The 25,033-nt window shown below is 57.0% G+C and carries 16 protein-coding genes; 7 read left to right on the plus strand and 9 right to left on the minus strand.

The features are described 5' to 3' along the window. Window positions 1-25: 25 nt before the first annotated feature. The gene (locus JT51_RS11935) at window positions 26-565 is read left to right on the plus strand and encodes an RNA polymerase sigma factor (protein WP_037314135.1); all 540 of its coding nucleotides are present in this window, start codon (window positions 26-28) and stop codon (window positions 563-565) included. Continuing rightward, complete coding sequence (locus JT51_RS11940) at window positions 562-2,520, plus strand: vWA domain-containing protein (protein ID WP_037312765.1); 1,959 nt, start codon at window positions 562-564, stop codon at window positions 2,518-2,520. The genes JT51_RS11935 and JT51_RS11940 overlap by 4 nt, the downstream gene beginning before the upstream one ends. A 47-nt stretch (window positions 2,521-2,567) precedes the next feature. On the opposite strand, the gene JT51_RS11945 is transcribed toward JT51_RS11940, so the two are convergent. From JT51_RS11945 to JT51_RS11960, 4 genes are read right to left on the minus strand one after another with little or no spacing between them, the layout of a single operon-like run. After that, window positions 2,568-3,218, minus strand: a complete 651-nt coding sequence (locus JT51_RS11945; protein WP_037312768.1) for an ABC-type transport auxiliary lipoprotein family protein — start codon at window positions 3,216-3,218, stop codon at window positions 2,568-2,570. Next, window positions 3,215-4,531, minus strand: coding sequence for an MlaD family protein (locus JT51_RS11950; protein ID WP_037312771.1), 1,317 nt, complete (start codon window positions 4,529-4,531; stop codon window positions 3,215-3,217). The genes JT51_RS11945 and JT51_RS11950 overlap by 4 nt, the downstream gene beginning before the upstream one ends. A 5-nt stretch (window positions 4,532-4,536) precedes the next feature. Continuing rightward, window positions 4,537-5,352, minus strand: a complete 816-nt coding sequence (locus JT51_RS11955) for an ABC transporter ATP-binding protein (RefSeq protein ID WP_051927522.1) — start codon at window positions 5,350-5,352, stop codon at window positions 4,537-4,539. A 1-nt stretch (window position 5,353) separates the two neighbouring features. Continuing rightward, complete coding sequence (locus JT51_RS11960; RefSeq protein ID WP_037312774.1) at window positions 5,354-6,478, minus strand: ABC transporter permease; 1,125 nt, start codon at window positions 6,476-6,478, stop codon at window positions 5,354-5,356. A gap of 360 nt (window positions 6,479-6,838) precedes the next feature. On the opposite strand from JT51_RS11960, the gene JT51_RS11965 reads away from it, so the two are divergent. The 4 genes from JT51_RS11965 (at window position 6,839) to JT51_RS11980 (ending at window position 13,117) form a co-directional block, all read left to right on the plus strand. Then, complete coding sequence (locus JT51_RS11965) at window positions 6,839-8,371, plus strand: sulfatase-like hydrolase/transferase (RefSeq protein ID WP_037312778.1); 1,533 nt, start codon at window positions 6,839-6,841, stop codon at window positions 8,369-8,371. A gap of 97 nt (window positions 8,372-8,468) precedes the next feature. After that, window positions 8,469-10,364, plus strand: a complete 1,896-nt coding sequence (locus JT51_RS11970; RefSeq protein WP_037312781.1) for a PAS-domain containing protein — start codon at window positions 8,469-8,471, stop codon at window positions 10,362-10,364. Next, window positions 10,364-11,065, plus strand: a complete 702-nt coding sequence (locus JT51_RS11975) for a response regulator transcription factor (protein ID WP_037312784.1) — start codon at window positions 10,364-10,366, stop codon at window positions 11,063-11,065. The genes JT51_RS11970 and JT51_RS11975 overlap by 1 nt, the downstream gene beginning before the upstream one ends. A 381-nt stretch (window positions 11,066-11,446) precedes the next feature. Continuing rightward, entirely contained in the window at window positions 11,447-13,117 is a 1,671-nt protein-coding gene (locus tag JT51_RS11980) for an ABC transporter ATP-binding protein (protein WP_235216186.1), read from the plus strand. A gap of 128 nt (window positions 13,118-13,245) precedes the next feature. On the opposite strand, the gene JT51_RS11985 is transcribed toward JT51_RS11980, so the two are convergent. Genes JT51_RS11985 through JT51_RS12005 form a run of 5 tightly spaced genes read right to left on the minus strand, consistent with a single transcriptional unit; the run spans window position 13,246 to window position 22,824 of the window. Continuing rightward, on the minus strand, window positions 13,246-14,556 hold the full coding sequence (locus tag JT51_RS11985) for an HlyD family type I secretion periplasmic adaptor subunit (protein ID WP_037312790.1): 1,311 nt from the start codon (window positions 14,554-14,556) through the stop codon (window positions 13,246-13,248). Next, entirely contained in the window at window positions 14,540-16,687 is a 2,148-nt protein-coding gene (locus JT51_RS11990) for a type I secretion system permease/ATPase (protein ID WP_051927524.1), read from the minus strand. Before JT51_RS11990 ends, JT51_RS11985 begins: the two co-directional genes overlap by 17 nt. Then, the gene (locus JT51_RS11995; RefSeq protein ID WP_160175184.1) at window positions 16,684-18,027 is read right to left on the minus strand and encodes a TolC family protein; all 1,344 of its coding nucleotides are present in this window, start codon (window positions 18,025-18,027) and stop codon (window positions 16,684-16,686) included. Before JT51_RS11995 ends, JT51_RS11990 begins: the two co-directional genes overlap by 4 nt. 7 nt (window positions 18,028-18,034) lie before the next feature. After that, complete coding sequence (locus JT51_RS12000; RefSeq protein ID WP_081894672.1) at window positions 18,035-18,853, minus strand: SapC family protein; 819 nt, start codon at window positions 18,851-18,853, stop codon at window positions 18,035-18,037. 59 nt (window positions 18,854-18,912) lie between these two features. Next, complete coding sequence (locus JT51_RS12005) at window positions 18,913-22,824, minus strand: Ig-like domain-containing protein (protein ID WP_235216171.1); 3,912 nt, start codon at window positions 22,822-22,824, stop codon at window positions 18,913-18,915. Between the two features lie 156 nt (window positions 22,825-22,980). Here JT51_RS12005 and JT51_RS12010 point away from each other — a divergent pair, with 156 nt between their 5' ends. Continuing rightward, window positions 22,981-25,032 (plus strand): dockerin type I domain-containing protein, encoded by a 2,052-nt coding sequence (locus JT51_RS12010; RefSeq protein ID WP_037312796.1) that lies wholly within the window; start codon window positions 22,981-22,983, stop codon window positions 25,030-25,032. The last annotated feature ends 1 nt before the right edge of the window (window position 25,033 follow it).

Raw genomic sequence — 25,033 nt, forward strand, 5'->3', positions numbered from 1 at the left:
ATCCGTCTTACCAATTGTGATGCGCATGAAGACATCGGATGAGGATCTGGCAAAAGCCGCCGCTAAGGGGGACGTGGATGCGTTCACCACGTTGCTGGCGCGTCATTATGATCGGGTCTATCGGCTGGCCTTCCGTCTGACAGGGCGGGCTGATCAGGCCGAAGATCTGACCCAGGACATCTGCGCGGCCTTGCCTGCCAAAATCGCGGGATTTCGGGCGCAGGCCAGATTCACGACCTGGCTGTACCGGGTGGTTGTCAACGCGGCCGAGGATGCCCGTCGCCGACACGCCAGCCACAGTCGGGCTGCTGCCGGGTGGGGGGATGTCGAACAGATGCGCCGGGCCGAGGCGGCAGAAACGGCAGAGGCGATGGATTGGTTGCACCGCGCCATGCGATCCCTGCCACAAGAATTGCAGGACACGCTGGCGCTGACCCTTGAGGACGAGATGACCCATGCCCAGGTCGCCGAAGTGCTGGGCGTTTCTGAGGGCACGGTATCGTGGCGAATGTCAGAAATCCGCAAACGCCTGCGTGCCCATCGGCAAGAGGAGCTGGCAGAATGACAGACGATCTTGAACAGTTGAAAACGCTGATGGACGCGGCCACGCCTGCGTCGGATGCGCGGCGGCGGGCGGAAAATCTGGCTCTGGCCCGAAATAATTTCGCGCGCGCCCAAGGATCAGGCGACCAGATGCGTCCGACTGTTAAGCGAGGCCCGATAGCCCGCCTGACAGAAGGAGCGAAATCCATGTTGAATGCCCTCTCCCATCGCGGAGCGTTGACTGCGACCACTGCGATTGCCGCCGTGGCACTGGTGATGATCGTGCCGCAAACGCGGGATTATGTTGTGAATTCGAACGGTCGAACGCAAAGCCGGGTCACAGAGCCTCAGGTTCAGACAGCCGAAGCGGATCAGGATGCAGCCACGCTTGAGGAACCCGTCGTTGAAGCCCCGGTTGCAATTGAAGAGGCGATCACCTCTGAGCTGCCTTCGGCGCCATTGCCCAAACTACGTTCTTATGGCTTGGTGCCCGAGGGCGCAGCCCCGTCTGGTGATGCAAGCGCGGGATTATATGGCGCGACATCCGCGCCGGTTCAGCGCGACTTTCAAGCTGAGCCAGAGCAGAATACCGAGGCATTTGCCAACGCCGATACCAATCTATTGAAGATCACTGCCAATGACCCGGTTTCGACTTTCTCGATTGATGTCGATACCGCATCCTATTCGATTGTCCGGTCTTCGCTGATGCGTGGCCAGTTGCCGCCCAAGGATGCCGTCCGGATCGAAGAGATGGTGAATTACTTCCCTTACTCTTACCCGGCGCCCCAGGGGGATGCGCCGTTCCGCCCGACCATCACGGTTACGCCGACCCCGTGGAATACGGGCACGCAGCTTGTTCATATCGGCGTTCAGGGCGCGTTGCCGCAGGTCGAAGACCGCCCGCCACTGAACTTGGTGTTTCTGATCGACACCTCCGGTTCGATGCAGGACGCCAACAAGCTGCCGCTGCTTAAGCAATCCTTCCGCCTGATGCTTTCCGAGTTGAGGCCCGAAGATCAGGTCTCGATTGTCACCTACGCAGGCAGCGCCGGTCAGGTTCTGGAGCCCACGTCAGCCTTGGACCGCAGCAAAATTCTGTCCGCACTGGACCAGTTAGAGGCCGGAGGGTCAACAGCCGGGCAGGCCGGTTTGCAACAGGCCTATCAGGTTGCTGAAAACATGGCCGCAGATGGGGAAGTGACGCGAGTGATCCTGGCGACGGATGGTGATTTCAACGTTGGCCTGTCGGACCCGGATGCGCTGAAAGACTTCATCTCTCGCAAACGCGACAGCGGTACGTTCCTAAGCGTGCTGGGCTTTGGTCGGGGCAATCTGGATGACGCGGCAATGCAGGCGCTGGCGCAGAACGGGAACGGGCAGGCCGCCTATATCGACACGCTGGGAGAGGCGCGCAAAGTGCTGGTCGATCAGCTAACGGGCGCACTGTTTCCAATAGCCAATGACGTCAAGATACAGGTTGAATTCAATCCGGCGCAAATCGCCGAATACCGCCTGATCGGGTATGAAACCCGCGCGCTGCGGCGTGAGGATTTCAGCAACGACAAAGTGGACGCAGGCGATATCGGGGCGGGTCACACCGTCACTGCCATTTACGAGGTCACCCCGGTAGGTTCGGACGCGATCCGGAATGGCCCACTGCGTTACGCGCAACAGCCGGGTTCGGATGGGGCCGAGGAAATTGGGTATTTCAAGCTACGTTACAAAGCCCCCGATGCGGACCAAAGCCAGCTGATCGAACAGCCGATCCTGCCTGCGCAGGGCGAGGTGTCGGATGATGTTCGGTTTTCCTATGCAATCGCGGGTTTCGGGCAAGCGTTGCGCGGGGGTGAGTATCTGGTGGATTGGTCATATGAGGACGCGATTGAACTGGCCACTTCATCCCGGGCGGCCGATCCGTTCGGCTATCGGTCCGAGGCCATCACTCTGATGCGACTTGCCGCGTCGCTTGCCCAATGACGCCTGTATCGGGCGCAGCTGTCATGCTGCGCCCACAGGTCATCGGATCAATACGATCTTGGGTTGTTGGCTGTGTGCGTGTGTATTTTTCGAATGCTCCATTCCACGGCGTCTCGCATGGTCTTTCCCAATGCGTCGTCAAACGCGGTGACCAGATCAGGGGTCTGATCACTGGCGGCGAGGATGCTTTCCTGGAATGAGCTTGAGGCGATGATCTTGTCTTCAATCTCGTCAATGATCTTGATGTTCATGCGAACTTCGACCCGTACGGTCGACGACGTTCCGGTGTTGTTGACCACCATTCCCTGAAATTCGCGCAAATCTGGCACAATCACGTAATCAGCACGTAGACCAACAGTAGACCGACCCACAGCGGCCACCTTGCCGCTGTTTTCATAGCTTTCGACCATCAATGTTTGCACAATCAACGGCGCCCGATCGACCCACCGTGCCCGGGATAGGTATTGCACCTGCAACGGTGTTGGCTGCACAGCTATCTGGTCGGTGTTGACCGCGGCTGTTGCCGTAGGTTCCTGTACGACGATTTGTTTTTGAACGCGTGGCAATGTCGACGAAAACGTGCTTTTCGGCGTCAACAGGTACAGGTCATTCGGTTTTGAGGCCTGCCTAAGCGTTTCCAGCCCGGTACAGCCCGTGATGGTTGAAACAGCCAGAGCCGCAAGTAAAAGCCGTATCATTGGCGGAACTCCGATGCTTGTGTTCCCAAAAGAAAGCGCGCGGGGTCACGTTCGACGCGGTCCACCAACCGGTCCAGATTGATAACCAGGCGCTGGGATTCCTCGATGAAGCGTGTGAACTGCGGCAGGCCGACACGCATGAAATCTGACAGCTGACGCCGGTTCTCCTGAACAATTCCGTCGATTGTGGCCAGCAGGTCCGAGGCGGATTTGGATGCGCTGAGGATATCGCTGGAAATCGCATCCAGCCGTTCCGTGACCTGTTTGACAGTTGTGGCGACCTGATTGGCCGCATTCCGAATGTCGGTGACCACTGCGCCGACGTCTTCGTTTATGACACGATCAGCCGAGTCAAACGCCCGCTCTGCGGATTGTAATGTGCCTTTTGCAGTTTCCATCGCCCCTGTGATTGACCCAAGCGTCTTGTTGGCATTCAGGAAGGTTTCGGTAATGGTTGCCAGCGCCACGCTGCCCTCGTTGGATAGGCCGGTCACGTTTTCGGCCAGCTGTGACGCCCGGTCGATAAAGGGCTTCACATCCTGCTCAATAACTTGGTCGACGGTTTCAATTGTGCCCCTTGCGCTGGTCAGGGCGGTGGTCGCGGTTTCGGAAGCCGTCTTAATGCTTTTAAGGGTGTCCGTACCGGTTGTCAGAGTGGTCTCGGCCGTATCCGCCAGTTGATCCAGCCGGCTGGTAAAGTCACCGATTTTTTTGGCTGCGCCACCCAAATCCGACGAAAGGCCTTCGAAATCTGTCAGTGTTTTGTCCAACCGACCTGATGCAGAGGCAAGGTTGTCCAGAATATCGCTGACGGCTTTGCGGTTCTTGTCGTCGACAACGGAATTGAGGTTTTCGAGCAGGGTAACCGCCTCATCCAGCACTTTTGGGGCGCCTTCAAACAGCGATTGAATGGTGCTGCGTTTGCTTTTTATCACGCTGTCCTGCGGCAGTTTTTTACCCTTGGACGAACCACCGGATAATTCCACATAGCTGACCCCTGTAACGCCAAGGGATTGCAGCTGGGCGATCGTTTCTTCGGTCACGGGGATATCGGCGTCTACTTCAAGTTTTACGCGTACTTTTGAGGGGTCGTCATCATCCAGCCTCAGGGAAATGACCTGCCCGACGGGCAAACCATTGTAACTGACGCCGCCAGCAGCTGACAGGCCCGACACGTTGTCGAACAGAACGTCGTAATAGGCGTACTGCCGCGATACCTCGAATTTCGCCAGCCATAGGAAAAAGCCGAACGCCCCGAGGATACCCGCAAGGGTGAATGCGCCGATCAGGATGTAATTTGCCCGGGTTTCCATAGCCTCTACCTATCCTGCCCCTTCTCTTGCGCCGCACGCGCCCGGGGGCCAGTGAAATATTCCTGCACCCAAGGATGATCGACTTTGGTCATTTCTTCAATCGGACCTTCAACCAGCACGCGTTTTTCTGCAAGCACTGCGACGCGATCGCAAATCGCATAGAGGCTGTCCAGATCATGCGTGACCATAAAGACCGTTAGGCCAAGGGCGTGCTGCAACTCGCCAATCAGTTCGTCATAAGCGGCGGCCCCGATCGGGTCCAGGCCAGCGGTCGGCTCGTCCAGAAATACAATTTCGGGGTCCAAAGCCAGCGCGCGGGCAAGGGCTGCCCGTTTACGCATCCCGCCCGACAACTCTGACGGGAACTTGCCGCAGCTTAGCTGAGGCAACCCAACCAGGCTGATTTTCAGGCTTCCAAGCGCCTGCATCAGGCTTTCGCTGATCTTCGTGTGTTCGCGCAGCGGTGCCATGACGTTCTGCAAAACAGTCAGCGACGAAAACAGCGCCCCATCCTGAAACGCCACGCCCCAGTGTCGTTCGATCCGGCGTCTTTCCTGCTCGGGGCCGTTCAGGACATCAACACCCAGCACGTCGATACTGCCTGCGGCAGGTTTGTTCAGCCCTACGATAGTGCGCAACAGAACAGACTTCCCCGTGCCCGAACCGCCGACAATCCCCAATACCTCACCGCGCCAAACATCGAGGTTCAGGTCCTGATGCACGACCTGCGGACCGAACTGGTTCGTCAAATTGCGAACGCGGATCACGGCCTCACGCTGTGCGTCGGCACTGGCCTCCGGTTGCAGCGCTGTTCCCTCCACGTCAGACCCCCATCACCGAGAAGAAGATCGAGAACAGAGCATCCAGCATAATAACCATAAAGATGGATTGAACCACCGATGCGGTCGTTCGCTGACCCACACTTTGGGCCGAGCCTTTGACCTGCATTGCCTGCCAACAGGCGATGACGCCGATAACCAGCGCAAAAAACGGTGCCTTGATCATCCCGATGGCCAATTGCCAGATGCCGGTATTCTCTTTCAGCCGCGTGACAAACATGCCGGGGCTGACGCCCAGGTCGATCCAGCTCATTAATCCGCCGCCAAGCAGGCCTGCGATATCGGCGATAAAGCCAAGGATCGGAAGGGTGATCAGCAGGGCCACAACACGCGGGATCACCAGAACCTCGATCGGGTCCAGGCCCAAGGTTCGCATGGCGTCGATTTCTTCCTGAACCTTCATCGAACCGATGGACGCGGTGAAGGCCGATCCGGATCGACCCGCAACAATGATGGCGGTCAGCAGGATGCCCAATTCACGCAGGACCGAGATCGAGATCAGCTCGACCACAAAAATCTCGGCTCCGAATTGTTTCAGCTGGGTGGCACCCTGAAAAGCCAAAACAACCCCGATCAGAAACCCCATCAACGCGACAATCGGGATGGCTTTGAAGCCCGTCTCCTCCATCTGGGATACCAGCGCGGCACGTCGCAGGCGCCAGGGCATCACAATGGTGCGGACAAGCCGATGTAATGTCAGGCCCAAAAACCCAAGAACAGAGAGCGTGTCTTTCCAGGCACCAACTGTCTTAGCGCCAACGCTTGCAACCCAATCGACGAAACTGCGGCGATCGGGTACGGAACCCGGTTTGTCCGGTATGTTGTGCGAGACTGTTTCGATCAGAGCCGACTGCGCAGGCGTCAGGCCCAGAAATTGTACATCTGCGCCTGCGTTTTTCACACGATGGGCCAAGTCGGCAACCAGCCAGGCGCCACCGGTATCCAGCGACTCGATCCCGGTCAGATCAAGGACGACATTCTTGCTGTCGGGCGTGTAGGTCGCAAAGTCATCCTCAACGCTGGCCAGTGACTGCGTCACCAGTTCACCCGCAATGCGCAGGCGAATGCCATCAGAGTCGGGATCAGAGGTAATCGTCGGCTGCGTCATGGGCGTATGTGATGTGAAACAGACAGGTGCTGCAACGGGTTTTTACGAACCGGCAGGGATTTGTTGCCGCACAATGGCGTTGGGGTGACAATATCGCAGGGCGGGGCGGTTGGAGAGGGCGTAAATGACCGGAAATGGTTGTTTCAAATAGTCTAATTTCTGTTTTTGACTGAACACGACGGATCAGATCTGGTGACTGGAAATGCCCGGATTGACCTTGGTCGCAGCCAAGCAGGACGGGTCAGAATCCAGGGTGCGGCACGAGGTTTGGTGCAGGGCCTGACTAACCTGTTGCAAGGGCAAGGGAACCGGGACACAGTCCACAACTGAATCCACTATTGCGGAATCGAGGGGGGCGACATGCAGCAGGCTGGAAATGTCCTATTCATCATCATCGACCAGTTGCGGGCCGATTGTTTGAATGGCGCGCTGGCTGCGCATGTCAACCTGCCGAACCTCCGGGCCTTTATGGCGGATGCGGTCACTTTTGATCGGCACTTTTCGGTCACCAACCCCTGCGGTCCGTCGCGTGCGTCGATCCTGACCGGGCAATATGCGATGAACCACAGGTCTGTGCGTAACGGGACGCCGTTGCGGCATGACACGCCGAATATTGCGACCGAAATGCGCAAGGCGGGTTATCTGCCCCTGCTGTACGGTTATACCGACACCTCGGCCGATCCGCGTGTGCACGATCCAAACGACCCGATCTTACGATCATACGAACACCCCATGGCCGGGTTTCACGAGGCGCTTGAGATGCGGCTTGAGGAATCCTTTCCCTGGCGGTCTCATCTGATGCAAAAAGGGTATGCCTTCGACAACTATTGGGATGTTCACAAGCCGGTTTCGCCCACTGGTGGAACGCCTCGCCTGAACGATCCAGCATTGTATCGGGCCAAAGACAGCGACACGGCTTTCCTGACCGACGCGTTCCTGAACAGTATCGCCCCGCTTGATGGGCAAAGCTGGTTTGCACACCTGACCTATATCCGACCGCATCCGCCATTGGTGGCCCCGGCTCCTTACAACGATATGTATGATCCATCGGCGCTGCCTATGCCCATGGGTTTGCCGGATGCGTACGGTGAACGGGCGATGCACCCGTTCTTTGGCCCGACGATGGACAATCAAACGGCGGCGGATGTGGTTCTTGGTTTTGATGATGTTGCGCCCACGTCCGAGAATATTCAGGCCCTGCGGGCGGTGTATCTGGGCCTTGCGACCGAAGTTGATCACCATATCGGTCGCGTCATTCGCCATCTGAAGGACAGCGGCCAGTATGACGACACTCTGCTGGTGATCACTGCTGATCACGGAGAGATGTTGGGCGACCACCACAGCTGGGGTAAAATGACAGTATATGACGCGGCGTATCACACGCCCCTGATGATCCGGGTGCCGGGCAATCAGCGCCGGGCAGGCAGCGTGATTTCTGTGCCGACGGAATCCGTCGACATTACCCCGACGATATTGGACTGGGTCGGGCAATCCGCGCCGAACTCAATGGACGGCCGGTCGCTGATGCCACTGTTGCAGGGGCAGATACCAGACGACTGGCGCAGCTATTCCTTCAGTGAACTGGATTTTTCGAACCCGCAGGATCCAACGCTTTGGCAGCAAAGATTGGGTGCGGGAAACAGCGACTCATGCCTTGGCATTTTGCGGGATGCACGGTTCACGCTTGTTGAATTTGCCGCCGACCTGCCGCCGATCCTGTTCGACCACAACGGCCGCGGAGAGCTTGAGAACGTGGCAAACGACCCGGACTATGCGGCGGACCTTATGCGTCTTGGGCGGCAAATGTTGCGGCATAGAATGCGCAATATGGATCATACGCTGTCGTTGCATTCGATCACGAGGGAAGGTGCAAAAATGAATGTCCGGTATTGATGACTGCTGCCCGTGTGTCGGGCCTGATCTGTCGCGTTCATTCCCTCTACACCTGCAACACATCCGATGTTACGCATAGGCTGCGGAGAGGGCGATTTTGAATATCACCGAACAGCATGTAAAGGCGATGACAACCGCTGGCTTGAACCTGATCGGGCAGGGGTTGTCGATCTATGACAGCCAGTTGCGGCTGGTTGTCAGCAACAGACCGTTTCAGTCGATGTTCAATCTGCCCGATGAACTGGTCCGACCCGGTGCCCAGTTCCGGGACACGATCCGCTATCTGGCCAACAAAGGTGAATATGGCGATGACGGCGATGTCGAGGACATGGTTGAACGGCGGGTCGCGCAGGCACTTACGTTTGAACCCCATTACCTGGAACGCGTGCGCGCCAACGGGCAGGTCATTTCTGTTGAAGGTGCGCCCTTGCCCAGGGGGGGCTGGGTGGCCGTCTATACCGACATCACAAACACCAAACACGCCGAAGCCCTGCTGCGCGCCCGGTCCGAGGAGCTTTCAGACCAGCTGCTGAATCGGGCAGAGGAACTGTCAGCGGCGAACCGCAAACTTGCCGCAACCAATGCCGCACTGGAAGAGGCCAAGCGCCAACTGACCGAGATCGAAGCGCGCACCCGCATGACGACCGAGATGATGCCCGCCCACATTGCGCATCTGGATCGGGACGGGTTGTATGATTATTCGAACCGCCGCCTCAGCTCGGTTCTGCCGGGCCGCCCGTCGGACATTATGAACATGCATATATCCGAGGCCCTGGGCGCAGCCGCATACGGGCGCGTCGAACCGCATCTGCAAAAGGCGTATGAGGGCGAAACATCGGTGTTTGAATTCACCGAATATCTGGATTCCCGGCGCATCCGGGTTTCATTCACGCCTGATGGTGAAGGCGGCGTTTACGTGATGTCCGTGGATATCACCGAAGAAACACAGGCCCGCGTAGCCCTGCAGCAAACCCGCCGTCGGGCAATGGCGGCGCAGATGACCAGCGGGTTGGCGCATGACTTTTCCAACCTGCTGACGATTATCCTGGGTATGCAGGCCCGGCTGGACAAAATGGATTTGCCCGAAGGCGCGCGCGAACTTGTTTCGGCCACGCAGCAGACCGCCCGCAGAGGGGGGCAATTGCTGAACCGTATCGCGGATATGACCGGGAACCGAACGCCGCAGCCAAAAGCGACCGACATGCGTGGCTTGTTGGAAGACCTGCGCATTCTGGCCTCGCCCTCTTTGCCGCGAGGGGTCGGGCTGTCCGTGGTCAATACTCTGCCGGATGAGGCGCTGATGCTGGATCCAGGGATGGTTCAGGACGCCTTGTTGAATCTGGTTTTGAATGCGCGCGACGCGTGTGGCGGGTCTGGCCAGATCACGATCAGCGCCCATACAATCGGCGCGATCTGGATCGAAATCGCAGTGTCTGATACCGGCCCCGGCTTTTCGGCCGAGGCGTTGGACAAAGCGCTGAACCCGTTTTTCACCACCAAGGGCAGCAAGGGATCGGGGCTGGGGTTGCCGATGGTCTACGACACGGTGAAACTGGCGGGCGGCGACCTGAGTTTGCGCAACACACCGTCAGGGGCATCCGTTGTCCTGCGTTTGCCGTATCGTCCCGCCCCGCCGGTTCGCGAAGGTCTGGTGCTGCTGGTCGAAGACAATGATGATCTGCGCGGCCAGTTCCGGGAAATGCTGGTCGATCTTGGATTTACGGTGATCGAGGCAACATCGTGTGATGAGGCTCTGGCCCTGACGGCCGATATCGACGACATTGCGCTGGTGCTGTCGGATATCCTGTTGGAAGGGCAGGGAACCGGCCTGGATGTGCTGGCGCAGTTGAAACCTGCACTGCCCTGTATCCTCATGACCTCCCTGCCATATTCCGATCCGCTGCACCGGCAGGCGCTGACGCAGGCGCCGGTGTTGCGCAAACCGTTTACACGGGCACAACTTTCTGCCCTGATCCGAACCGAGGCTGCCTGATGACAAAACCGCTGGTCACCATTGTCGATGATGAGCCGGAAATCCGCCGTATCCTGACCGATGCGCTGGAAGACGCAGGTTTCCGAACCCAAAGTTTTTCCCGCGCGCGAGAGTTTGAAGCCTCGCTGAAACGCGTGACACCGGATGTTTGTCTGGTGGATCTGTCTTTGCCGGACACTGACGGGCTGGCGCTTGTCCACCGGCTGGCGCTGGAACAGGGGGCGGCGGTCATCATCATATCGGGGCGCGCACAGGTGCAGGACCGCGTCACCGGGTTAGAGCTTGGGGCGGACGATTATATCACCAAGCCGTTCGACCCGGCCGAAGTGGTGGCGCGCATCCGTGCCAGATTGCGCTCGCCGCGAGTACAGGGCTCGCATTCGGATGTGGCCGGATTCAACGGGTGGACCGCGCATTTTGATCGCTATGTTCTGGAAGACGGAAGCGGTGCAGAAATCCCATTCAGCCACGCAGAAGGCGAGGTTTTGCGTCTGTTTCTGGAAAGCCCCAAGCGCCTGATCAGCCGCGCCCAGATGCAAGAAGCACTGGGCGGAGCCGTCGGCGACAGTTTCGACCGGGCAATGGATGTGCGTATTTCCCGGTTGCGTACAAAGCTAGGCGAAGATCCGAAAAACCCCCGTCTAATCAAGACGATCTATGGCGCCGGGTATATATTTCTTGGCGATGTCGAATGGCGGTAATGCGCTGGTCTGGATTAAGGGAAGAGTAATGTGTTTGGTTTGGAAAAATCTATATTTTATTTCAGATAGATAGCTGTCGACGTGGTGGATGGCAAAGGATTCGGCGACAGATCACAAAACACTGGTTTTCATTATCTTTGCGTCAGCTATGGATTCTCAGCCCAGTCCCGCATAACTAACAGCATCCTGTCTATTTGGCTGTTGCCGGGTGGACAAACCAAATGGGATTGAATTTGGGTATGACCCTGTCAGGCATCGAATCTACAAGTGGTTTTGGAGAATGGAATGATTAAAGAAGCCTGGGCCAAATGGCGATCTGGCCACATAGGCCGCCTGCTGGGTGAAAGTCTCCGAAATCAGGGGTGGTTGTACGGAATCGCGATGCTCGCGATGGTGGTTGTGGCTGGCACCACGGCCGGTACGGCGTGGATGATGGAAAACATCGTCGACACGATGATCGCACCCGATATGGGTGCAGAAGTGTTTCTGATCGCCGGGGCTGTGATTGCGTTGTTTTTTAGCAAGGCCGCCGCATCTTATGTTCAAGCCGTTTTCTTGGCACGCGCCGGAAACCGTATCATCGCTGTTCAACAGGAAAGACTGTTTGAAAAGCTGATAAAACGGGGTGTCGGCTTTTTCGCCCAAATGGAATCTTCTAATCTGCTGATGCAAGTTACGCAGGGTGCACAGGCTGCTAGGCGCCTGGTCGACGTTGTAGTCACGGGCTTCGTGCGGGACGCCTTAACGTTGGTCGGCCTGGTTTTTGTGATGGTGTATCAGGAACCGCTGTTGTCGATTCTGTTCTTTGTGGTCGGTCCGATTGCTCTTTTGAGCGTTCGGTTGTTGTTGAGAAGCGTCCGCGCGATCATGCAGTCCGAAATGAAGGCGCTTTCGGAAATCTTCAAGGTTCTGCAGGAAACCTCCGCCGGCATTACTATTATCAAAGTCTTTGCTCTCGAAGATCACATGATTGACCGCATGAACGGGGCGATCAGATCGGTTGAAAACCGGTCGAATTCAATCTCCAAACTTCAATCTGTTGCCAGTCCCTTGATGGAGTTTTTGGCAGGTTTGGCAATTGCGGGTATCCTGTTGATCAGCACCTTGGATTTTGGTGGACGCGAGCCGACGACAGCGGGTCAGTTGATGTCGTTCATCACTGCGCTTTTGATGGCTTATGAGCCCGCCAAGCGGCTGTCGAAGATGCGCGTTGTCATCGAAACAACGCTGGTCCCGATCGGCATGATGTTTAATTTGCTGGATCAAGAAGACCTGATGCGCGAAAATCCCGACGCCCAAGAGCTGAGCCCCGGCCCGGGAAAAATTCGGCTTAATGAAGTTACTTTTGGCTACCTGGGTAACACGACGGTCATTAACAACATGGACGTGACCTTCGAAGCTGGAAAAACGACGGCTCTGGTTGGGCAATCCGGTGGTGGGAAATCAACAATTTTCGGTCTAATCATGCGGTTTTACGATCCCGACAGCGGGAAGGTAGAAATTGATGATCAGGATTTGCAAGATGTCAGCTTCGCCTCGTTGCGCCGGAAGATTTCTTATGTCGGGCAAGAGACCTTCTTGTTCTCAGCTACCGTGATGGAAAACCTTCGGTTTGCACGTCCTGACGCAACTGATGAAGAGGTGGTGGAAGCCGCCCGTGCGGCCCATGCACATGATTTCATTGTCAAGCTGAGTAACGGTTATGACACGGAAGTCGGGGAAAACGGGGCTTTCCTGTCTGGCGGACAGAAACAGAGGCTGGCCATTGCGCGCGCCATTCTGCGCCGGTCTGAAATCCTATTGTTGGATGAGGCGACAAGTGCCCTTGATGCGGAATCCGAAGCTCTGGTGAAAGCAGCCTTGGACAAACTGACCGAGAATGTAACAACGATTGTCATCGCCCACCGCCTGTCGACGGTTCTAGAGGCCGACAATATTCTGGTTGTTCAGGAAGGCGAGATCGTTGAGCAGGGCGATCTTGACACGTTGATCAAGAAAGATGGCGCATTCCGGCAATTGTTTGATCAGCAATTCAAACAACCGGCGTCGTGAGCCGCCAGTTTCTGGCGGGATGAAACTGGCCACAACGCTGCGGAAACAGTTGGTGCGATGTGGCTCGCGTTACGACAGTGACGGCAGGGCTTGCCCGATGTGAACAGGCAAGCCGGTCGGATGGGTGTTCACTCTCGCAAAGCTCTGTCTTTGATTTTCGCCACGGGTTGAAGCAAATATTCCAAAACCGTTTTTCGGCCAGACAAAATGTCGACCTCGGCAATCATGCCGGGGATAATTTCAACCGCCAAGCCATCGGCATCCAGCATCGAGTTACTGGTTTCAATCTCAACCACGAACACTTCTTCATCGTTTCGTTCTGACCGGGTGATCGTGTCTGCGCCGATGCGTGTGATCTGCCCGCTCAAAGCGCCATATCGAGCGAAGTCATAGGCAGTTATCTTAACCTTGACCGATTGGCCCGCATACAGAAATGCGATGTCGTCTGGTCGCACATATGCCTCGACAAGCAGCGTGTCGTTCAGCGGGACGATTTCAATCAGCTCTTCGCCACTGTGCGCCATCCCCCCGATAGTTGTGCGATGAATGCGGTTTACGATACCGCGGACCGGGGATTTGATTTGGGCCCGGTCCGCGCGGTCCTGCAATGCGGGCAACACCGGTTGAAGCGCTGCAAGTTCGCTTGTTGCCAGGGCCAAGTCGGTCAAAGCTGCGCTGCGAAACCGGCTGCGAGTAGCGCGGATCCGATCGTCTATCTCCTCCAGACCGGTTTTCAACCTGCTCGTCACCGCTTCCGCCCGGGTCTTGCGACCAGTCCATTCGGCTTCACTGCGGCGAAGGGTCAATAGTGTCGTCGCAGGTTCCATCCTTTTTTCAACCAGCGGTTCCATCAGGGCACGTTCTTCGGCCAGCAAGCCCAATGTTTGGTTGGCCGTCACCCGATCAACAAGACCCTCTTCATATTCCCGATGCCGTTGTTGCCGCTGATTTTCAAGGATCGCTATTTCAGCCTGCAGCTCTGATTGCCGACCTTGGTACAGCGCTGTTTCCGATCTTACGACTTCGGGGGCTCCTTCGATCAGAACCTGCGAGAACCCCAGTTCGGTGCCATCTATTTCAGCCTGCAAACGTTGGACGCGGGCCATCAGACCAAAGGCGCGCTGGCGCTCCTGACTCAGCTGGCTTTCGATCTGAGTTGTATCGAACTCCATCAGCAACATACCTTTGTCGACCACCTGTCCTTCGCGAATGTTCAGGGATTGCAGAACACCTGGTTCGGTTGCTTCGATCACCTGCACGTCCGCTGACGGAACAATTCGCCCATCGACCCGCGTCACATCGTCCAATTCGGCCCAGTGCGCCCAAAATCCCATGGCAACCAGACAGGAACCGATCACCAACAACAGCAAGGAGCCCCGTAGCGGAGACCGGCCACGCATTTCACGTGCAAGTTGGGCAAGGTCAGGATGTCGCGACATTCAGATGCCTCCCTGCTTTTCGGACATGTTGGGTGAGAATGTGTTTCGGACCGTCTGCTCCGATCCGCCCGCCTTCGATTACGATCACCCGGTCGACAAGCTCCAACAAACTGGTTCTATGTGTCACGATTACCACCGTCGTGTCCTGGGTCGCCGCTTTCAGACGGCGGATAACTTCGGCCTCTGTTTTGACATCCATCGCACTGGTCGGTTCGTCCATCAGCAATATCGGGGGGCGTCCAATCAAAGCTCTGGCCATTGCGATGGCCTGCCGTTGACCACCGGAAAGACCCTCGCCCCGTTCTGCCAGCATCAGGTCATATCCATGGGGATGCCGCGCCACAAAATCCTCAACCCCGGATACCCGGCCCGAGTGGATCAGATCCTCATCACGGGGCCTGACGGCACCGCTGAAGATGTTTTCGCGAATTGTGCCGGAAAATAGCCAGATATCCTGCAAAACCGAACCAATGTTTCGGCGTAGATCACCAGGATCAATCTGGCGGATGTCGACACCGTCCAACATGACCGAGCCCGCCCGAGGTTCGTAAAGCCCCAGCAAGAGACGGGAAATTGTACTTTTCCCGGATCCGATCGGTCCCAGGATTGCAACCTTTTCACCCGGCTCAATTGTAAATGTGACCCCTGCCAGAGTGTCCTCTGCTTGGCCCGGATAGGCAAATTGCACATCTTTAAAGGCAATGCGTCCCTCAAAGCTGCGCCGGCTGATCCAGGTTTTCCCTTTGGGACGCTCGCTTTCCGCTTGCATCAGCGCATCCAGATTCCGATAAGCACTCCGCGCTTGATTGACCCGGGTCAAGGTTTGCGCAAGCTGCCCCAAAGGTGCCAGGGCCCGTCCGGTCAACATGACCGAAGCCACTAGGGCGCCCATGCTAGCCTGACCGTCCGTGATCAGAAAAACGCCATAGAAAACGATCAATACCTGGGCTGCTTGCTGCGTGAATCCCGTTAGATTCAGGGCAAACTGCGTCACAGTCCGGCTGCGCGTGCCGTGCAAGGACTGGCGCTCTATCGCGCTTTCCCAACGCTTTCGCATGGACCTGGCCGCCGCCGTGGTTTTGATTGTCTCAAGGCCCGAGACGGTTTCGACCAGCACCGATTGCTTTGACTGGCCGTCCGAAAAGCTTTTCTCGGCCAACCGCGAAAGCACCGGCTGTATCGCCAAACCAGTAAGCAGAACAACCGGGACCGCAAGGGCGGGGATGAGGGCAAGCGGGCCACCCACCAAATGAATCACAAAGATAAACAAGGCGATAAAAGGAAGATCGACCACCGCGACAAGCGTTGCAGAGGTAAAGAATTCTCGCAGAGTTTCGAATTCACGAACTGTGCTGGTCATGGCGCCTGTCGATCCGGTTCGTGATTTCATCCGGATGTTCAGCAGCTGGTCAAAGACGCGCCGACCCATGAACATGTCGGCCTTCTGTCCGGCGCGGTCAATGAAACTGGCACGCAACAACTTGAGAACAAAGTCGAAGACAAGCGCGAGAGCGACACCCGCGGTCAGGGCGATCAGAGATTCCGTTGCCTCGTTCGGCAGCACCCGATCATAAACAACCATGATGAAAATGGACGTCGAGAGCCCCAGAACATTGGCAAGAGACGCAGCAAGGGCCACTTGTATATATGACCACCGGTTCGCTGCCATCGCTGACCAGAACCAGTGCCCGCCCGATTTCACATCCCTGTCCGAGACATCTTCCCGGTGATCGCGCCGAAACAAAATGGCATAGCCCGTATAAGCCATGTGCAACTTTTCTGCGGAAATCTCACCGATATTGTCCCCAAGTTCCGGGTCAAATATCAAAAGCGTGCCGTCCTGCGTACGCCCGTGGAAAACGACGGCTTTGCCCTCTGCCAATAACAAAAGCGCAGGTGCCAGCGCGCTGTCAAATCCTGAGAGACTGTGTTTACCGTACCCAGCTTGTATTCCAGCGTTTTGCGTTACTTCGATCGCATCGCGAATGGTAAGACCCGACCTCGACCCGGATTGAGCTGCGTGCAGGGCAGCCAAAGTGACCGGGCGGTCCAGATGGGCTGAGACGTGCAGAATGCAAGCCTCAATAGCTGTGATATCCGGTGCTATCTGAACAGGCTTGAATTCCGTCATAGGTTCGATCCCCATTTGACCGTTGAAATTCCAAGCAGATCCAGGATGTCACCAGTCAGGCTCAGCGCTGCGTAATTGGTCAGAAAGAAACTCTGTTCGGCCAGGATTAACCTTTCCTGTGCATTCACGTAGTCCCTTTGCGAATCCAGGATTTCGATCAGGCTGCGCCGACCGATAGTGAATTGCGCGCGGGCTGCGGCAACACTGTCGGCATTGGCTTGAACAGCGATCCGGGCTGCCTGTAAACGCTCGGCACCGGCTTGCTGATCGGATCGGACGAATTCCAACTCGCGGCGAATTTCCCGGATCAGCGCCTCGCGGACGAATTCAGCTTCCTTGACCTGGGCCTCGGCGGCAGCGATTGACGCGCGACGCTGTCCGGTACTGTCCAATTCATAGTTGAATGACAGGTCGACGCCGAAGTTGGCGTCATTGCTGTCATCCCGATCAGCGAATGCCGCTATGTGAACGTCGGGCTGGCGTCGTGCAATGGCAGCTGTTTGCGCGGCCCTTGCCGACAGCAAAGCGGCGTCGGCCCTGCGAACCTGCGGGCTGTCCATCACGATCTGAGCGTCCGTTCGGGATAGTTTTGGCGCTTTGACAGGCGCAGGTAACGCATTGGGTGCTTCGTCAAAGAATTCACGGAACCGCGCATCCGCACGATCCAGGCGCGCTTTGGCATCTGCAAGCCGCGTACGGGCATCCGCCATACGGGATCGAGCAGTCAAAACATCCGCGTTCGAGCCGACACCCTGCGCCGAACGCTCGGTGATTTGGCGTACCAACTCCTCATGTACCGCGACATTGCGGGATGAGATATCCAAAATCTTTCGCCTGTCCAGCACCACGACATAAGCTTCGATTGCTGAAAGCGCTGTTGCAGCGGCGACTTGCAACTGAGTACCACGACTTTCCAGAACCTGCGCCTTGGCGGCAGCCAAATCACCTGATGCAGCCCCGCCATCATAGACCAGCTGAGATATGCGTACATAGGGTGTGACGTTTGCAATGTTCGACTGTACACGCTTTGATCGGGCATTCATTCCAACAGAAACCCGCGGAAGAAATGCACCTTTCGCGGCGTCTTCATTGGCGGCAGCTGCCTCAAGCCTCGTAGCACTTTGGGCCACATTGGGGCTGGTTTCGACAGCACTGCGTACCAGCTGTCCAAATCGGCTTTGTGTCAGTCGGGGGGAAGGGGCATTTGCACCGGCACCCACAGAGCCTTTGGAAAAGGATGCCTCTACCCCGGCCAAATCGGGCGGAGGTGCGCAGGCCGACAACACGGCTGCGAATAAGAACAGGGTTACGGCGATGGAAGTGCGGTTGAGTATTAGCATAGGTGTTTCACACCTCGTTGGTTCTGAAAAAAACGTCATTCTGCGCGTTAGCTACGGCATAAAGAAAACCGGAAATGTCTGAATTTTCGGTGTATTTTTCCGGAAATACCTGCTGTGCCAGCTGCTGTTGCGCGCGTGTTAACCATGCGCAATGAGTAAGCGAAATTTGATGGGCGTGGATCAACTGGAACGCTCCGCTGTCGACCAGAATGACCTTTTCAGGTTGGGAAAGCCTTTGTAGCCGCAATGGCGCAATTCCAAGCGCACCTGGAGGCAAATCCACCCCAGCGTGTTGTTCGATAGGTTCAAATAGACCCAATGCGTCCAATGTCTGGCAGAGATGGGCGGTGGTTTCGATTGCGGACTGGCGGGCCTGCAGAAATATCTGAACCTCTTGTAGTTCTGGCGACAGCCTGCCGCTTTCGTCAAAAAAAGCCTGATCATCCGGGTTACTTGTTACAAGTTCTGATGTCTCATCAACGCAGAGCACGAACTGGCGGATCTGCTTCAGGCTTTGCGGGCTTACACCTTCAGCGCGGAACGGGTGGCAGCGTAATGCCGATGGAATGTAAGCTGCCAACCAGCGCCCGTCCTGCGATACAAAAGGGGTGCGCGTATGGGGTGGCAGGGATAATAAGGCCAGCGGCTCTATACCTCTCTCAGAGGTTTTGAACACAATGGGAAAGGCGGCGGCGATTTGCAGAATCTCAGGCATGACCACGGCGCACTCAGCGCGGTCCGCCGCAAATTCGAATGAGGTGAATCGCCTCCAATACCGATGCTGGTGACGGGTGTAAGTTACTGGAAACAGGCCATTCTGTGCCATTGTTTTTCCCAAGCTGTTAAGGGGGCTGCCAACCAGATGACTGGCAGCCAAAGATGTGATCAGGCGGACGCCCCGGTCGGATCGGTATGCAGGATGTTATCCGCGGTCAGGCCGCTCAGATCGTTCAGGCCAGTGAACTGGGCAACGGTTTCAACCGCCGCTGCATTCGACGCGGAATAGTCGACCTTGACCAGAACGCTGTTCGACCCGTCGGTCGCCATCACATAGATCTCGTCGCCTGCCTGCACCCCGGTGAGGCTTTCAACAGCGGTTTCGATTGTTCCGGCTGAAAGGTCACTCAGCACTGTTGTTAGCCCGACGATCCCGGTATCTGACCCAATTGCGTCGCCGATGGTCAGTGTTTCAAAGCCCGTTCCGTCGCCACGCAATGTTGCGACATTCAATCCGCTGAACATCAGCGCATCTGTCACATCTGCGGCAGGACCGACTGTGAAGCCGGTGATTGTATCGACCCCGTTTGCGGTCGGGTCCGCTTCGAATACAACAACGTCCCGCCCGGCCTCTGACACGTCGATGGTATCGTCGCCGTCCTGGCCGCGGATGATGTTGTCCACGTTGGTGGCGACCAGCGTATCGTTACCGTTGGTTCCAAGCTGGAAGACAGCCGGCCCGCCGTCCGGTGTCGTTAATGTCAGCTCGATCGGCTTGGTGGGGTCCTGGAGGGTCATGGTAAAGGTCATCAAAGGCTGGTCCAGGTCCGAAAACGAGGTTGTTATCGCGCCAAACCTGATCACCGATCCACCGACGGGGTTGGTCAGAAACAGCCCCAATTCGCCATTTTTCACCACGGATGGGAGGTCGAAGGTGGCGACGGATGGGTCAAAACCCAAATCCAAATTCATGTTGAGCCCGCTTGAAATATCCCGATCTGGATCGGCAAAAACCGCAAAGGTTACGGTCGATCCGCTGCTGCCTGTCTGTGCAATGGTATAGGCAGAGGGTACATGCGCGGCGTTTTCGTCAGTTGCGGGCTCAGGATCCCGCCCGCCCGCGACAGTGGCTTGCGCCGAGAAATTCAGATCTCCGCCGGCATTGATACCCGAAAACTCCGAAGCTGGAACAGACAGAGACCAAGTGCCATCCGCGCCTACGTTTGCCACGCCAACGGATACATTGTTCAGTGTCACATCCACAGTTTGGCCCGGGGCAAGCCCAACCGAATTACCCGATACGCTCACGCCTGAACTTTGAGCATCGGCCAGTGAGACAGCGTTGTTGGCCCCGACCGCGTTCATGTTGAGGATCGGTCGCAAGTCCGTTGTCAATGTGGTCGTGGCCGGGTTTGATGCATTCCCTGCTGCATCGCTGACCGTGGCGGATATCGGAAAACCCGTGCTGTCAGCCAGGACAGCAAGATCACCTGACGGGACAGTTGCAGACCAGGTTCCCCCGGATGCAGCGCCCGTATAGGTTTGGCCGTTCAACGTGACGGAAACGATTTGCCCGTCATCTGCGGTTGTCGTCCCCGAAATGATCAGATTAGCGCTTTGTTCGACCACATCCAGCTCGTTACCGACGGACAAAGGATTAAGCGTGACCGAGGGGGCGGTGAAATCAGTGTCAAAGCTTGAGGTCTCGGTGGTGATGTTTCCTGCCAGGTCAGGCACCGATGCGTTCACATCATAAGAAAGCCCATCCTGTAGCCCGCTCAGAGCCGAGGCAGGCGCGGTATAGCTCCAGGTTCCGCCACTTGCTGTCGCGGTGCCGGTAACGTCGACCGTGCCATCCGGCCTGACGATTTCTACGGACACTGTCGTACCGTCCGGCGCGTCGGTTGTGCCGGTTACAATCAGGTCTGTGCCTTGTTCGGCCGCATTCATCACTGCGCCATCGGACAAGCCGGTGATGGACGCAGATGGGGCTGTGAAGTCGGTATCAAAACTGTTGCTGGCCTGAACTGCGGGGTTCCCGGCTGCATCGGAAACATCTGCGGCTACCGCCACGGTTGCTCCGTCGGTCAGCCCCGCCAGATCAGCGGCGGGTACGGTAACGGACCACGCGCCGCCCATGGCTGTTCCGGTATAGGTTTGGCCGCTCATCGAAACAGTCACGGTCTGCCCATCTTCGGCGGATGTCGAACCTGTGATGCTCAGATCCGTTCCCTGTTCAGCCGCATTCAGAATCGCGCCGCCCGAAACACTGTCGATGCTCAAGGCGGGTGGGGTGACATCTTTTGCCAGCGGCACGTCGGCCTGTGGGGCCGGCAGACCGTTGGCGTCCGAGACATCTGCCGTTATCGTAAAGCTGCCACCGTCTGGCAGCGCTGCCAGATCAACGGCGGGTACAGTCACGCTCCAACTGCCGCCCGAGACCGTGTCCGTGTAGGTTTGGCCGTCCAAAGTGATCGTCACCTGCTGACCATCTTCCACGTTGCCTGTGGTCCCTGTGATCGTCAGGTTCGAACTTGTTTCGACCCCGTTTAGAACTGCCCCGACCGACAACGGAGATACCGAGACCGATGGGCCGGTTAAATCCACGGGCACAGATGCTGAGACCGGAGGAGAGATGTTTCCGGCCGGGTCAGCGACAGTGGCGGTAAATGAGGCTGGAACCCCCGTGGTCAACCCGCCAAGATCTGCGCTTGGGATGGTCGCGGTCCAGACACCGCCAACGGCTGTGCCCGTGTAAGTCTGACCTCCGAATTCCACTGAAATGGGCTGCCCGTCAGTTGCTGTGGTCGTGCCGGTCAAGATCAGATCGCTGCCGATATCAGCCAACCCAATTGACCCGCTGGATACTGGGTTCATAGTAATCGTTGGTGCGGTGAAATCGGTGTCGAATGAGGTGTCGACCTGAGCCGCAGGGTTGCCTGCCTGATCCGATACGTCCGCAGTGACCGTGATTGTTGTGCCATCGGCCAAAGTGTTCAGGTCAGACGCGGGCACCGTGACGCTCCACTGCCCGCCAGCGACCGTGCCGGAATATGTCTGACCATTGATCGCGACTGTTACGGTCTGGCCGTCTTCCGCGTTTGTTGTGCCAGTTACCGTTAGATCGGTCGCCTGTTCGGCCGCATTCATCACGGCCCCGTCGGAGAGGCCTGAAATCGCCAGGGTTGGCGGAATAGTGTCCACGTTGAAGGTGACAGTTTCGACAGTCAGTTCTTCACCATCGCTATCGAGATTGCGGATTGTCACGGTTTGAACGCCCTGAGGAAGGTTCGATGCCTCATCTGGTGTCAGTGAAACGGTCCAGGTTCCGTCGCCGTTTGGTGTCACCGTTTTGATAAGTGAACCAACGGAAACCTCGACTGTATCGGTGCCATCCGGGACCAGTACATTTGTTTCGGTACTGCTCAGGGCATTGGCTTGTGCATCCGCCAGGTTGAGGCTGGGGTAGCTGGGCGTTGGGGCGGGTGGGGTAGGTGGGGCAGGTGGCGGTGCGGCTTCCCCGTCATCTCCGCCGCCACCTCCACCGCCGCCCGCTGCTGCGGCCGCAGCTCCGGCCAAGCCGACGCCGCCCAGGACTGCGCCGACACCGCTGACACCGCTGGCAGCCGCAGCGCCCCCTGCTTCTGCCGCAAGGCCGAATTGGGCGATTTCCGACACCGCGTCTTCGGCGATCATGATCGCACCGCCCTCAAGCACCTGAACGTTCTCGGCCGCGACAATCATTGTCCGACCATCGGCCAGTTTTAGAAGAACATCACCGTTTTTCAAAAGCTTGACCGAACGCACGCCGGGGATTGTTTCGGCAAACTGAAACTCATAAAGCTCTTCAATCGTGGCTTGCGCCAAGACAGGCAGCGCCAACAGGGTTGAGCCGAGCCCCCCCGCGATACCGCGCCCGGCCCAGCGGCGCATTTTCCCGTCAATCCACTGTCGGATTTTCCGTTTACCGTCAGCGTCTGGCTGGATTTCAGTCGCAGTGAAGTTTGGATCAGGTTCTTTGGTCATCTTGCCCTCACATGTGGTTTCCGCGTCCGCCCGAGGGGGCCAGGTTTTGTTCATCTGTCTTTCCCTTCGGTGACTCATGCGGTTGGACCAGAAAAAATTGAGTTAAACTGATGTCGAACTCCTCGTTTTCACCACATTCCCGCTTTGGTACCGGACCTTGCATCGGATCATCCTGTTTCGGGTGCCAAGTGCGGCGTAGGGTGATTTGATATGATGCTTCAATTCGATGGAGTGGTTGCAACGGGGAGCGCAACGCTCGATTCAGGTATCGGCGATACGGCTTTAAAAACGTTTAACGGGGTCACGTATCTGTACAGCGTGACAGGGCCTGGTGGCGGTGTTGCGGTGTGGAAACTGGTTGAGGGCGCGCTTCCTCAGTTGCAGGATACTGAATACTTCAGCGGTTCGATCTCATTACAGGTCGGTCGCAGTGGAACGCCGGTTTCCCTCGCCGGAGAAGAACAGCTGATTCTGGACGTCAATTCGGCAACGGGTCTGGTCGGGTATGAGCTGAACCCGAACGGAACGGTCGGTACCCTTCAGGAAACCGGAACATTGGCAGGGGGCGGGGATATTTCCGCCCTTGTTCAGCTGTCCACCGGATCGGGCGATCTTTTGACCATCGCGCACGAGGCGTCAGGCCAAATCGCAACCTATTCTGTGCAGGGTGACGGAACGCTGAGCTTGATGGCGTCAGTAACAGGGCAGGCCGATTCGATGCAGGTCTTGCAGGCCGGAGCGGATCACTATGTAATCGCCGCCGATGCGGCGACCAACGGGATTACCACCCACAAGATTGATGACAGTTCAGGCGCGCTGACCGTTGTCGACAACAGCAGCGCGCTAAAGACTTTAGGGATCGCAACGCCGACCGCTGTTGAAACAGTGCAGGCTTACGGTCAGTCCTGGGTTGTTGTGGCGGGGGCGGACAGCAACTCTCTCAGTGTTATGAAACTGACGGCTGATGGGCGTTTGATCCCGACCGATCATGTCCTGGATTCATTGAACACGCGGTTCGAATCTGTACAGGATCTTGCTGTCATCAATGCCAACGGGCATGTCTTTGTAGTCGCGGGGGGCGGCGATGACGGGGTCACGCTGTTTACGCTGACCCCGGACGGCCAGTTGGTTCATCTGGATAGTTTCGCGGATACGGTTCACAGCGGGTTGCAGAATGTCGAAACGCTTAGCGTTGCCCAAGTCGGGGATGAATTGCAGATCCTTGCCGGCTCGCAACAGGACCCCGGGCTGACGCAGCTTTCTGTTTCAATCGCTGATTTGGGAGTTGTGCGTGACGGGTTTGGGTCGGTCATCGGGACTGCGCAAAACGACATGCTAAGCGGTGGTATTCTGGATACGACCCTATCGGGTGGATCAGGTGACGACATCCTGATCGCCGGCACTGGCGCAACCACCATGACCGGTGGATCCGGTGCAGATATTTTTGTCATGAAGTACGGCAGTAACCTAACAACGATAACCGATTTTCAGGCAGGTACTGACAGGCTGGACCTGTTTGATTACCTGTTGTTGCGGACCCCGGAACAATTGACGTTTTCCCCGACAGCGCAAGGGGCGCGGGTTGAATTCTTTAACGAGGTGATCGAAATCACCTCGGCAACCGGGGGGGCATTAACCAGCGCCGAAGTCTTTGGGGCTGGATTTGGAGGCCCCGACCACATACCCGTTGATTTCGGAGATTTTGGCGGATTGAAACCCGACAGCTCAGATGGGGTGCAGGGGGATGTGTCCATCAACTCCGAGGGGGCCAACCCGGGTGTGACGAATGCAGAAATCCTGTTCACTCCTGATGGGGGTGGAACGGTCAGCGTCAGGACGGATGAAGAGGGGCGGTTTGATCTGGACCTACCAGACGGTTCAATCGCGGGTGAGCTGGAGATTGTCAAAACCTATTCCACAGCCAGTTCCGAGATTACGGCACTGGACGCTTTGCAGGTCTTGCGCATTTCTGTCGGGCTGGACCCGACCTGGGGGCCTGCATCTCCAGAAAACCTGATTGCCGCCGACATCACACGGGACGGGTCCGTCAATGCACTGGACGCTTTGGCGATCCTGAAGGTTTCTGTCGGGCAGGCGACAAACTACGAACCGGAATGGATGTTTCTGGACGATGACGCAGATCTAACAGGCATCACCGCAAACAATGTCGCGTATGAGACCGGTGTGAATGTTGTGGCGGTCGACGGCGTCATCAGCACAGATATGACGTCAATTCTGCTGGGAAATCTGGAACCTGTCTGAC

The organism is Ruegeria halocynthiae (assembly GCF_000743705.1).
Taxonomy (GTDB): domain Bacteria; phylum Pseudomonadota; class Alphaproteobacteria; order Rhodobacterales; family Rhodobacteraceae; genus Ruegeria; species Ruegeria halocynthiae_B.